11 protein-coding genes are annotated in these 12,206 nt (G+C 60.4%); 7 read left to right on the top strand and 4 right to left on the bottom strand.

The genetic code is table 11. The annotated features are described in order from the left end of the window. The first annotated feature begins 67 nt into the window (after window positions 1–67). Complete coding sequence (locus tag GT495_RS03625; protein WP_152074110.1) at window positions 68–787, top strand: GntR family transcriptional regulator; 720 nt, start codon at window positions 68–70, stop codon at window positions 785–787. 261 nt (window positions 788–1,048) lie between these two features. Here GT495_RS03625 and GT495_RS11080 read toward each other — a convergent pair whose 3' ends face one another. Then, window positions 1,049–1,129, bottom strand: a complete 81-nt coding sequence (locus GT495_RS11080; protein ID WP_370457584.1) for a glycine zipper domain-containing protein — start codon at window positions 1,127–1,129, stop codon at window positions 1,049–1,051. Window positions 1,130–1,212: 83 nt separating this feature from the next. Between GT495_RS11080 and GT495_RS03620 the strand changes: the two genes are divergently transcribed. Both GT495_RS03620 and GT495_RS10985 read left to right on the top strand, forming a co-directional pair. Further along, window positions 1,213–3,192 carry an ATP-dependent DNA helicase RecQ gene (locus tag GT495_RS03620; protein WP_161161520.1) on the top strand — a complete coding sequence of 660 codons (1,980 nt, stop codon included), beginning with the start codon at window positions 1,213–1,215 and terminating at the stop codon, window positions 3,190–3,192. A 2-nt stretch (window positions 3,193–3,194) separates the two neighbouring features. After that, entirely contained in the window at window positions 3,195–3,329 is a 135-nt protein-coding gene (locus GT495_RS10985) for a hypothetical protein (protein ID WP_255451705.1), read from the top strand. A 383-nt stretch (window positions 3,330–3,712) separates the two neighbouring features. On the opposite strand, the gene GT495_RS03615 is transcribed toward GT495_RS10985, so the two are convergent. Then, complete coding sequence (locus GT495_RS03615) at window positions 3,713–4,690, bottom strand: L-lactate dehydrogenase (RefSeq protein ID WP_117563734.1); 978 nt, start codon at window positions 4,688–4,690, stop codon at window positions 3,713–3,715. A 211-nt stretch (window positions 4,691–4,901) separates the two neighbouring features. Between GT495_RS03615 and metA the strand changes: the two genes are divergently transcribed. Continuing rightward, a complete protein-coding gene (metA, locus tag GT495_RS03610) occupies window positions 4,902–5,828 on the top strand; it encodes a homoserine O-succinyltransferase (protein WP_117655848.1) in 927 nt (308 codons plus the stop codon). Window positions 5,829–5,851: 23 nt separating this feature from the next. Here the strand turns inward: metA and GT495_RS03605 are convergent, their stop codons facing one another. Both GT495_RS03605 and GT495_RS03600 read right to left on the bottom strand, forming a co-directional pair. Then, entirely contained in the window at window positions 5,852–6,448 is a 597-nt protein-coding gene (locus GT495_RS03605; protein ID WP_161161519.1) for a 5-formyltetrahydrofolate cyclo-ligase, read from the bottom strand. 368 nt (window positions 6,449–6,816) lie between these two features. After that, window positions 6,817–9,852, bottom strand: a complete 3,036-nt coding sequence (locus GT495_RS03600) for an insulinase family protein (RefSeq protein WP_161161518.1) — start codon at window positions 9,850–9,852, stop codon at window positions 6,817–6,819. A 397-nt stretch (window positions 9,853–10,249) separates the two neighbouring features. Here GT495_RS03600 and GT495_RS03595 point away from each other — a divergent pair, with 397 nt between their 5' ends. From GT495_RS03595 to GT495_RS03585, 3 genes are all read left to right on the top strand, one after another. After that, complete coding sequence (locus GT495_RS03595) at window positions 10,250–10,954, top strand: GntR family transcriptional regulator (protein ID WP_117563729.1); 705 nt, start codon at window positions 10,250–10,252, stop codon at window positions 10,952–10,954. A gap of 136 nt (window positions 10,955–11,090) precedes the next feature. After that, window positions 11,091–11,510 (top strand): PTS sugar transporter subunit IIA, encoded by a 420-nt coding sequence (locus tag GT495_RS03590; RefSeq protein WP_161162673.1) that lies wholly within the window; start codon window positions 11,091–11,093, stop codon window positions 11,508–11,510. A gap of 62 nt (window positions 11,511–11,572) precedes the next feature. Further along, the gene (locus GT495_RS03585; protein ID WP_138339750.1) at window positions 11,573–12,046 is read left to right on the top strand and encodes a PTS sugar transporter subunit IIB; all 474 of its coding nucleotides are present in this window, start codon (window positions 11,573–11,575) and stop codon (window positions 12,044–12,046) included. Window positions 12,047–12,206 lie beyond the last annotated feature (160 nt).

Raw genomic sequence — 12,206 nt, 5'->3', positions numbered from 1 at the left:
AGGTAACATAAAACTAGACGTTATATACGTATTAGTAATTTCGATATTTCGATAAGAGTGATCAGATATGCCTGCGCCCAAAAATGCACCGCTTTACCAGCAGATTTACGACGAGATTAAGGACGAGATCGAGAAGGGTGTTTATGCACCCAAGGAGCGTATTCCGTCCGAGCTTGAGCTAGCCGAGCAGTACGAGGTGAGCCGCATAACGGTGCGTCGTGCCGTCGAGGAGCTGTGCTCCGATGGCTACCTGGTTAAGCAGCAAGGCCGCGGCACCTTTGTTTCCACGCCGCACATCAACCGCCAGTTCTACGCCTCGACGCTGCAGACGTTTACCGCGTTGTGTGCCGACAATGGCATGAAGGCTGGTGCGCATGTGGTCGATCGCCAGATTGTTCCAGCGCGTCAAAATGAGATGGAGTTCTTTGGCCTGCAGAAGGATGCGCTGCTGCTGCATATTAAGCGCGTGCGTACGGCCGACGGCGAGCCCATCTTTGAGGAGAACATCTTTGTGCCGTTTGACGCCTATCGTGAGTTGTTAACGGCCGATCTTGAGGACAAGTCGATTTTTGCCGAGGTCGAGCGTGTTGGCGGAACCCCGATTGCATCGGTTGGTTACCGCACGGTCGAGGCCGTTCGTGCCAATGTCGAGCAGGCAGCCGAGTTGGGCATTGCCCCGCATGACCCACTGCTCAATCTGCGTGCCGGCTTTACCGGCCCCAATGGCGAGCCGGTATTGCTCGGCAAGCAGTACTACGTTGGTAGCCGCTACGTCATGGTCATATAAGTTACGCGGTTTTACCAAACCGCGTAACGGCTCGACGCTGCGCCTTTGGTTCCACCGTTCTAACGAACGGCGGACCGGTCGACGCTGCAAACGCCCCTAAGCGGCAATCTGACGTTCAATCGTCTGTCGCGCACCGAAGTACGCTTCCCTCCTCTTTCACGTCACCTTGCTCGCTTAGGGGCGTTTTTGCTGACTTATGTTCAACCAGCAACGTTTCCGCGCTTGTCAAGATAGTCATTGGGGACGTTCTTAAACGACTGGTCATTCAAGAACGTCCCCAATGACTGCCCCAATGACTGCCCCAATGACTGCCCCAATGACTGCCCCAATGACTGCCCGCAGAATGAGCGTGGCTGACAGCCGTGCGGCAGCGGTCCGCGCGGCGGCGTATAATCGGCGGCAGATGACTTGGACGTTAGGAAACCATGACCGATAGCATGCAGCAGATGGCGCTCAACACGCTCGGCGCCTATTTTGGCTACACCTCGTTTCGCCCGGGACAGGACCGCATGGTGGATGCGATCCTTGCCGGCCGCGATGCACTCGGCGTTATGCCCACAGGCGCCGGCAAGTCTATCTGCTACCAGGTGCCCGCGCTCATGCTGCCCGGCATCACCTTTGTGGTGAGTCCGCTGCTGTCGCTTATGGAGGACCAGACCCGCGCGCTGCTCGCGGCGGGTGTGCGCCCCAGTTATCTCAACTCCAGCCTTACGCCGGCTCAGCAAAATACCGTGCTCAAGCGTGCTCGTGAGGGGCGCTACCAGCTTATGTATGTGGCGCCCGAGCGTCTGCTCGAGCCGCGCTTTCTGGCCTTTGCGCAGGAAGCTGCAGCCGAAGGCGGCATCGGCGTTCCGCTCGTGGCCATTGACGAAGCCCACTGCGTGAGCCAGTGGGGCCAGGATTTCCGTCCTGCTTACCTGCAGATTCGTGAGTTTATCGATTCGCTGCCGCGGCGCCCGATCGTGGCGGCGTTTACCGCCACGGCGACCGAGCGCGTGCGCGCCGATATCCAGCAAATGCTCGGCCTGCAAAATCCCGCGACGGTGGTGACGGGCTTCGATCGCAAGAACCTCTACTTTGGCTGCGAGGAGATGGGCGACAAGGCCAAGGCCGCGTGGGTGCGCGACTATGTGATCGCGCATTCGAGCGAGAGCGGCATCGTGTATTGCTCGACCCGCAAGACAGTCGATGCGCTGGCAGGCAAGCTTGCCGAGGCACTGGGCCCCAGCGGCATTCGCGTTGGCCGCTACCATGCCGGCATGGGCAACGACGCCCGCCGCCAGAGCCAGCGTGCCTTTATCGACGACGACATTCAGGTGATGGTTGCTACCAACGCCTTTGGCATGGGCATCGACAAGCCCAACGTGCGCTATGTGATTCACAACAACGTGCCCGAGAGCATCGAGGCATACTACCAAGAGGCGGGCCGCGCCGGCCGCGATGGCGATCCGGCCAGCTGTCACTTGCTGTGGAACGGTAACGATTTTCGCATGCGCCGCTTTTTGATCGACCGCGGCGATGTGGCCGACGAGGCGCTCGACGACGAGCAGCGCGCATGGGCGCTCCAGAACCGTTATCGCCTGCTCAGCCAGATGGAGGGCTACTGTAATACCACCGGCTGCCTGCGCGAATACATGCTGCGCTACTTTGGCGACGAGGTCGCGGCCGAGCATGCTGCGGCCGGTACGGGCAGCACCGCCACGGACGATGTCGAGGGCTGTGGCAACTGCAGCAACTGTCTCACGCAGTTCGAGGTCGAGGACGTCACCGATATGGCCCGCGCCGCTGTGCACTATGTGGCCACGCGACCCATGCGTTTTGGCAAGTCGCTGATCGCCGATGTGCTCCACGGCGGCAACACCGAGCGCATTCGCCAGATGCATCTGGACGAAGACCGCGGCTACGGTGAGCTATCGAGCGAATCGGTCGGGCGTATCAAGGACATCATCGGCCAGCTGTGTGGCCGTGGCTATTTGGCCACCTCGCAGGGGCAGTACCCGGTCGTGGGGCTGGGTTCGCGTGCCGGCGAGGTCGAGGACGAGGCGTTTGCCTTTACCGTTAAGCGTCGTGCGTCCAAGCGCAAGGCCTCGGCCCGCGCCCGTCGAGCGGTGGACCTGCTGCACGAGGAGGTCGAGCTGAATCAGCGCCCGCGCGTGGGCGACGATGCCGAGTTGTTCGAGCGCTTGCTCGCCCTGCGCAAGGAGATTTCGACTAAGCTGGAGATGGCGCCGTACATGGTCTTTTCCGACAAGGCCCTGCGCGGCCTGTGCCGCCTTCGCCCACAGACGCGCGACGAGCTTATTCAGGTCAACGGCATCGGTGAGAAAAAGGCCGACGCCTTTGGCGAGCAGTTTATGGCGGTGATTGAAGAGTTTGAGTCCGAGCATGCGTGGGATGGAGCGTAACGATGGCATCCGACGATAAAACCGGCCGCACTGGCGTGTCCGCCGCACGCGAGAAGGTTAACACCGAGCTGGACGCCGCCCGCGGCAAGGTCTTTGGCTGCAGCCCCGAGTTCCGCCGCTATATGGTCGTCGAGTAGTACTAGGTACCGGGAGTTATCTTTTTTAACGGGGTCTGCGCTGCGCGCGGGCCCCTTTTTGCGTTGTGGCGGCCGGATTCGTGTCTGCGCAAAAACGAAGGTGAATACTTTTCCGCGAAGTGAACGACCTATTTTGGACCCCCGAAGCATCCGCATTTTTTGACGCCAAAACTGCAGGGAAAACTCGGCGAAACCGCAGGAAACGGCGTCTGAAAAGTGTCAATGCTTCGGGGACTCATTTTTGCTCGTTCACTTCGCGGAAAAGTATTCACCTTCGATTTGCAAGGGCGCTGCCTGAGTCAAAAGGCGGGCCGCGCCGGGGATTTCCGGCGCGGCCCGCTTGGTATCGCGCTTAGATTCGCAAGGTTGCGGCAGCCAGCGGCCTACTTTGCGTCGTAGGCCTCGGCGTCCCACCAGTCGAGCTGGGCGATGTTGTCGCGGATGTGCTGGCAGCTCTTGTGGAAGCCCTCGAGCTCGTGCTCGGAAAGGTCCAGCGTATAGACCTCCTCGACGCCCTCGGCACCGATCACGCACGGCAGGGAGGTGAAGATGCCCTCCTCGCCATACTGGCCGGTCATGAGCGTGGATGCCGAAAGCACGGCGTGCTCGTTGTGCAGCACGGCGGCGCAGACGCGCGCGGCGGAGTTGGCGACGGCGTATTCGGTGCACTGCTTGCCCTGGTAGGTTACGTAGCCGCCCTTGCGTGCAAGCTCCTCGACCTCCATGTGGTCAAAGGCGTACTTGTCGGGGTTCTCGGCCTGGAGCTCGTTGAGGCTCTTGCCGGCGATGGTCGCGGCCTTAAAGGCGGCCAGCTGGCTAAAGCCGTGCTCGCCGATCATGTAGGCGTCGATGGACTTGGGGCTCACGCCGACCTTCTTGGAGATCTCGGTGCGCAGGCGGGCGGAGTCCAGGCCGCAGCCCGAGCCGATGATCTTCTTGGGATCGTAGCCGGTCAGATGCCACAGCTCGGTGCACACGACGTCGCAGGGGTTGGAGATGCTCACAAAGATGCCGTCGAAGCCGGCGTCGACGATACGTTTGGCAAAGGTGCGGGCGGCGTCGGTGGTAAAGAACAGTTCGCCGTCGCGGTTGCCAGCGGCTAGCGCGACCTTGCCGGCGGCGTTGACGATGACGTCGCAGCAGGCTAGCTCCTCGTAGTGGTCGTAGCAGTTGACGATCTTGGTGTTGTACGGGACAAACGAAAGGGAGTCGCGCAGGTCCTGGACCTCGGACGTCACCTTGGCCTCGTTGATATCGCACAGGTACAGCTCGTCGGCAATGCCCTGCATAAGCAGGCTGTTGGCGACATGTGCTCCTACGTGGCCCTGGCCGACCACACCGATCTTACGCGTCTGGTACATATGAGTATCCTTTCGGCCGAGTTTTTTTGCGTCGAACCATTGTAGCGTCCTGCCGTCACTTCGCTAAGCTAAAGCGAAGTAGATTTTTGGGATATGTCTTAATCTCTACTTTTGGAGTGATTTGGCCGCTGACGGCATCGCTGGGCGATGTGCTCGCGCGGATAGGGCTGCTCGTTGTACCATAGCTGCAACTGACTCGTAAGGAGCATCCATGCCCATTCGCATTCCCGACGCCCTCCCTGCCGCCGCGCAGCTCGAGAGCGAGAACATCTTTGTCATGACCGAGTACCGCGCGCTGCACCAGGACATCCGTCCGCTGCGCGTGCTCATCCTCAACCTCATGCCCACCAAAATCGCCACCGAGACGCAGATCATGCGCAAGCTCTCCAACACGCCGCTGCAGGTGGAGGTAGACCTGCTGCGCACCAAAACGCACGAGGCCACGCATGTGAGCGCCGGTCACCTGGAGACGTTCTACCGCACGTTCGACGACATCCGCGACATCCACTACGACGGCCTGATTATCACGGGCGCGCCGGTGGAGCAGATGCCGTTCGAGGAGGTCGACTACTGGCCCGAACTCTGCCAGATCATGGACTGGTCCACCACGCACGTGCACTCTACGCTGCACATTTGCTGGGGCGCGCAGGCTGGCCTGTATCACCATTACGGCATTCAGAAGTACGATCTGCCGGCCAAGGCAAGTGGCGTGTTCGAGCATTATCTGGTGAAGCCGCAAAGCCCGCTGGTCCGCGGCTTCGATGACCGGTTCTATGCCGTGCATTCGCGCAACACCGATGTACGCCGCGAGGACGTGGAGGCCGAGCCGCAGCTTGAGGTCGTGGCCGTGTCCGACGAGGTGGGCCTGTACATCGTCAAGTCGACCGACAGCCGCCGCTTTTTTGTCTTTGGCCATCCCGAGTACGATACCGACACGCTGCGCCTGGAGTACGAGCGCGATGTGAAGCGCGGACTCAACCCTCAGGTGCCGGCGCATTACTTCCCGGGCGACGATCCAGCCGCCGAGCCGCGCAACGTCTGGCGCAGCCAGGCTCAGCTGCTCTACACCAACTGGCTCAACTACTACGTCTACCAGACCACGCCCTATGACCTGGCCCGCGCCGGCGAGGAGCACTAGGCTGTCGGGAGGGACGCTGGCATTTAGGCGCTGATGATGTTGGGCAGCGGCAGGTCGTGGGCTTCGGTGGGAACGTGGTCGACGCGCTGTTCGTCAAAGGCGATGCCGACGATTTGGCATGCGGGCGAGAGCATGGGAAGGTAGCGGTCGTAGCAGCCCCCGCCGTAGCCCAGGCGCGCACCGGTGCGGTCGAAAGCCACGAGCGGCACGACAACCATGTTGAGCTCGGCGGCGGGTACGATGGGGCAGCGATTGTTGTCGATATCCGTAGCTGCGAACGCCCGCGTGGGATGAGCGATAAACGGAGCCGTGGATACATCGCCGGCGGCGACCGTTCGCATGCACATGCGCTGGCCGCATGCGGCGGCGTCGCTTGCCGAAAGCATGCACGGATAGGCTACGCGCCAGCCGCGCGCGGCGGCCGCAGCGGCAAACGCGGCAGGGTCGACTTCGGAATCCATGGCAGCATAGACGGCAACGGTGCGTTGGCCCGCAGTGCCGCTGACCTCCATCAGCTCAACAAGCCGCGCGCATACAACAGCGGACTTCGCCGCCCGAACATCCAAGTCAATCGCATTGCGCCGGGCAATCACCGCCCGCCGCAACTCAGCCTTATCCATCACAGCCTCATCTCCCAAATCTTCCAAAACGGGATAGGTTTATTTTGGCAGGTTTTAGCTGGGCGAACAGCAAAAACCACCACGAAGTGGACGCAGGCACCTTTGCGGCGGTCTGTGCTGTGATGGGCGTCTGCGGCGGTCTGTCTCGATCTGTAACAGTAACTCGGCAAAAATGGACCTAGTTGTTACAGATTGAGACAAACCGCCGGTGCCGTTCGGGAACGTCTCGATTTATAACATCTGGAGCCGATATTGCCGTCTAGATGTTACAGATTTAGACAAACTGGTGGGACGGGCTGAGCTGCCCCGCCCAAGCCGCAGAAAAAAGGTAGATTTTCGGGCATGTCCCAAAAATCTACCTTGGTGCCTTAGCCCAGCAGGTCGACTACGTTAAAGTCGGCGTTGCTCTTGGCGATGACGTCGCGGCCGCCAAAGACGCAGGTTGGCGACTCGGCTGCGATGCGCGTCACATCGGCGCCGAGCGAGCGCAGCTCACCGGGCGTGGCGGCGAGCATCTGGGCGCGACGCTCCTCGCGCGCATGCGGATCGAGCCCGGCCAGGTAGGTCGTGTTGCGGCGCTTGGTGAGCGCGTACGGCTTCACCGGCGCGTCCATGCCGCTCACGCAGCTCACGATAAAGCCCTCAAAGGCGGCCTCGTCGGGCTCAAAGCTGCCGAGCCATTCGCCTGCGCGCGCCACGCGCTCAATCGAAGGATCGATTGCCGGGTCACGGTAGGTGTAGAACGCCGTCTGACGCTCGCCGGCCGCGCGGAATCCGCAGCCGTACGCACCGCCCTTCACGCGGATTTCGTTCCACAGGTAGTCGTAGGAGAGCGCGTTGGCAGCCACGGCCCAAGCGCCCGTCACGTCGAGCCCCAAGCGCCGCGGGTCGCACGCGCTTGCCGCAAAGCAGATGTCGCTGGGGATGACGAAAGCCTCATGGCGGTCGCACGGCGCCGGCACCACGAGCGCGTTGCGGCCGGCATCGGCGCCGTCTCCCGCGCCCAGCCCCAGGTCGCCCGCGGCATCCCAGTACGCGTCAAAGTCCCCGTCGCTGCCGGTAAAGCTCGCCATGCAGCCATCGGCCACAAAGATGCGGTCTGCCAGCGCGGCAAGCTTGGCGCGCAGGTCGTCCAGGCGCTCGTCAAAGTGCTCGAGCAGATCGCGCAGGAACAGGTAGAAGTCCACGCCCGAAAGCTGCTCGCGCACCACGGCCGAAGGCGAGCTGTAGCTCATCGCGCGACCGAGCGCCGCCGAGTGTCCGTTGTTGATAAAGCCCTGCTCAAGCCCAATGCGAATCTGCGTGAGCACGTCGCGAACGCGGTCGGCGTCAGCATCGAGCAAAAGCGTGCTCGACCACACCTCGCGCGGCAAGCTCGCCAGCGCGTCGATCTTTTCGGACAGGGCGCCGGCGCTCACCAGCAGGTAGGGGCGCACGCCGTCCACGTCGGGCTGCGTCATGACCTCGGTCGTAAAGCTCAAAAAGCCCAGCTTGCCGGCGAGCAGGTTGTCGAGCTCCTCGGCCGAATGCTCGCGCGTGGGCAGCTGCTTGAGCAGGCGGCAGAGCAGCGTCACGTAGGGCAGGTCCTCAAATGCGACGCAGCTCAGGTCGAAGTACTGCATGGCGTAGGCCAGGCGGTTGGTGGGAATGTCGTGGCGCAGGCAGGGGATGGGCGCAGTCGTGTCCACAACGAGCGGAGGCTCGGGGCGCGCCGCGCCAATGTCGGACACGCGCAGACGCGGTAGCGTGGCCTTGTCCTCGGGCGTGTCCTCGGCCTCCTGCGCGGCACGCAGCACGACCGTGCGCTCGACTACGTCCGCCAGCTCGGCATCGGTCATGGCATCGCGCTTGGCTGCCAGCTCGGCGGCCTCGGCACCCTCTGCGCCCTCGGCGGCGTCCACCGGAACCAGCTCGACTAGCGCCATGTGGTCGTTTTCCAGCACCAGCTCGCGCAGCAGGTCCTCAAAGTAGCTGCCGTCCAGCTCGCCGCGCAGCTCCTCGTACACCGGGCCATACTTGAGCGCTAGCGTCGCAGCGTCGTCATCGTAGAGCCACGTGCTCAGCGCGTCGCACGCAATGGCCACGCCGTCGGCGATACCGTAGTCGCGCTGGCGAAGGTCGTATTCGTTGCTGCTGATGATGGCCTCTAGGCGCTCGCGCGGAACGCCGTGCTCACACAGGTCGCGGCAGGCGTCTTGGAACACGCGGCGCAGCTCGCGCGCCACGCCGGGCTGCGCGTTTTGCAGCATGATGAGCTCGTAGGGCTGCAGGCACTCGGCCGCGGTGTAGCTCACCACGTTGCCGCCTAGGCCCGCCGCCAGAATGGCCTTTTTAACCGGGGCCTCGTTGGAGCCCAGCAACGCCTCGAACAAGATATCCGCCGCGATCGTGCGCTTGCGGTCGAGCGCGCTGCCCAGCACCAGGCCCAGGCCCACCAGGGCGTTCTCGGGCGTGGTTGTCATCTCGACGCGCTTATACTCGCAGGCCACGGGCGCCTGCACACCCAGTGGATTGGGCGCCAGCGTGGACGGGTCCTCGCCGGCGGCGTCCATGCGGCGGCTCGCGGCACTCGGCTGCGACAGATAGCGCTCGTCCAAAAACGCCAGTGCGCGGTCCACGTCCAGGTCGCCGTAGAGCGTAATGTAGGAATTGGAAGGATTGTAGTGGCGCGCGTGTGTGTCCAGGAACTGCTCGTAGGTGAGCGCGGGAATCGCGCGCGGGTCGCCGCCGCTCTCGTGCGCATAAGCGGTGTCGGGATAGAGCACGGCGTTGACGGCATCGTCCAGCACGCTCATGGGGTCGGACAGCGCGCCCTTCATCTCGTTGAACACTACGCCGTTATAGCGCAGCGTGCCCTCGCGTGGGCTCGCGGAGCTGCCGCCGTTCTCGCCCTCGGCGCTCTTCGGCAGGTCCAGCTCGTAATGCCAGCCCTCCTGCTCAAAAATGGTGGGCTTGGTGTAGATGGCCGGGTTGAACACCGCGTCCAGGTACACGTCCATCAGGTTGTACAGATCCTGCTCGTTGGTGGTAGCAACGGGGTAGATGGTCTTGTCGGGGTAGGTCATGGCGTTGAGGAACGTCTGCATGGAGCTCTTGATCAGGTCGACAAACGGCTCCTTGACGGGAAACTTGGCCGATCCGCACAGCACCGAGTGCTCAAGAATATGGAACACGCCGGTGGAATCGGCCGGCGGCGTCTTAAAGCCAATGGCAAAGGCCTTGTTTTCGTCGTCGCATGCCAGGTACAGCAGGCGAGCGCCCGAGGCGGTGTGGCGCAGCACGTAGGCGTCTGAGTCGAGCTCGGGCACGGTCTCGCAGCGCTCGACGGCAAAACCATGGCAGGTGGTGCCGGGCACCAGCAGTGCGGCGGCAGCGGCGCGCGGGTCGGTTGAGGTGGTGGGCATATGCAGTCTCCTTTGACGCCCCAGCGGGGGCGAATCGAGTCGAATCCTCGAGAGTATACCCATATGGGGCTGCGGCTCTGCGGCGAACTGAAGACGATGCCAGCAGATTGGACAAAGGCCCCGTGCGTCAACCACGTAACTCTCACCTCACATTTATCTCTACGACGAGGGATGACTGAGAGACAGACAGAAGATAAAAATCAATCGGCTTATCGGATGCATGTACCGCCATCAGATTGAAGTTGTATGCGGAAATAGATGGACTCTACCCCGCTTACGCAAAATAACCCCCCGTTCGCTGAAACATTATAGGAAATGGCGTGGAGTGCTAAAAGTTCTAATACAATATAAGTCATTTATCTATAAACTGCTGATTCCTTGCAAAGGTATGGTTGATATGGTTGAAGCAAATAGCGTTATCCCCCTATACAAACAGATTGTCCGTGCGCTTTCTGATTCGATTGCCAACGGCACGTACCGCCCGGGAGATAAGCTTCCGACCGAGGCGGAGCTTATCGAGCAATTTGGCGTGAGCCGAATAACGGTTCGCTCTGCAATTAAAGAAATGGAAGATGCTGGGCTTGTTGAGAGGGCCCGCGGCAAGGGCACGTTCGTTTCGTCGGACACGCAGATGTATGCCGCGGACGACCGTGAGAGCTTTACCCATTCGTGCCAGCTTGCGGGCAAACAGGCGTCTACCAGGGTTCTCGAAATGGGCTGGGACTTCCCAAGCCTGCGAGACGCGAAGTTCCTGGGCGTAGACGATACCCAAAAGGTATTGCGTAGTCGTCGTCTGCGCCTTGTGGATGGCAAGCCCACGATGCTGGAAACCAATAGCTATTCCGCTGCGCTTTCTTTTTTGGAGCATGAATCCCTCGATGATTCGCTGATGGCGGTACTCGATCGCCAGGGGATCAAGATGGGTCCCAACACGCGTACGCTCGAGGTCTGCTATGCGAGCGAGCTCGAGGCGGCATATCTTAACGTGGAGCTTGACTCTTCGCTGCTTCTGTTTGTCGATAGACGTTATGCTCCAAGCGGCGAGCCGCTCTTCATCTCCCGTCAGGTGTACTGCACCGAGCGACTGAAGTTCTATTTGTAAATTAGAGATGGATCGGTCTATTTACCGACCAATTGTTACCGTTCGCGGATTTGGAAAATAGACACACCGCGCAGGGGTAGATTGCTAATATACTTTGTTATGACAATATAGTACGTCTTATTGATATTGGAGAACTATGAATAAGATATTGCTAGCGAGTCATGGTTATCTCGCCCAAGGCATGAAAAGCTCTCTGGAGATTTTGATGGGCACTAACGACCGAATCGAGTGCCTGTGCGCCTATATCGATGATGATTCAAGGGACGTCGCGGCGTTGATTGATGCATGGATGGAGACGAGGGACCCTGCCGACTCCTGGTTTGTCGTGACTGACATCTTTGGCGGCTCTGTAAACAACGAATTCATTCAGAGGCAGACCGCCGGATCGTTTACGTTGATCGCCGGAATGAACTTGCCGCTGCTGGTGGAAATGGTCACACAGCTGGACTCCCTGGATGCGGACAAGGCCAAAGCCGCGGTCGAGGGATCGCGTTCGTTTATTCAGCTTTGCGAGGCGGCGGATATGCTTGCCGATGTCGAAGAAGAAGAGTTCTAGCTCAAGCTTCAACGAATAATTCAACCCTGTCATTACCTTTATTACGCGCGGAGATGATTACGATGATTAAGCTTACGAGGGTCGATTACCGATTGATTCACGGCCAGGTCGCCATGTCTTGGACACATGCGCTGGATGTCGATTGCATCCTGTGTGCCAGCGACGCCGTGGCAAAAGACGACATGAGAAAAGCCGCTTTGAGGCTAGCTCGTCCCAACGGCGTGAAGCTCGTCATAAAAGACGTAAACGCTGCTATCGAGGCGCTCAACAGCGGCGTCACCGACAAGTATTCGCTGTTTATCATTGTCGAGACGATCGAGGATGCCTATCGCCTTGCTAAGGGTTGCAAAGACATCAAGGAGATCAATTTGGGCGGAACTCGAAAGTCTCCCGAGACCACGCTTCATCCGACCCCCGCGATCTTTGCGACCGAAACCGATGCCGAGCATATCCAAGAGCTTGTGAACGATGGCGTGGTTATCGAAATCCGTCAGGTCCCCAATGACTCAAAGGTATTTGCCAAGGACGTTTTCTAGCCGGAAATATGCCATTGTCTGGCATTTATTAACCAGGTCCTCCTTTCTTAAGCCCGTCGATCATTTGATCGACGGGCTTTTTATTTCAAGACTTTAGTCTGCTGGCCGCGCAGCGGCCAGCTTTAAACCACCCGCTACGCGGGTGGAGACAAACGGCTTT

Source organism: Collinsella sp. BIOML-A6, assembly GCF_009875845.1.
GTDB classification, from domain to species: domain Bacteria; phylum Actinomycetota; class Coriobacteriia; order Coriobacteriales; family Coriobacteriaceae; genus Collinsella; species Collinsella aerofaciens_H.
Note: the sequence above shows the minus strand (reverse complement) of the source record. Positions and strands in the feature narration are given on the sequence as shown.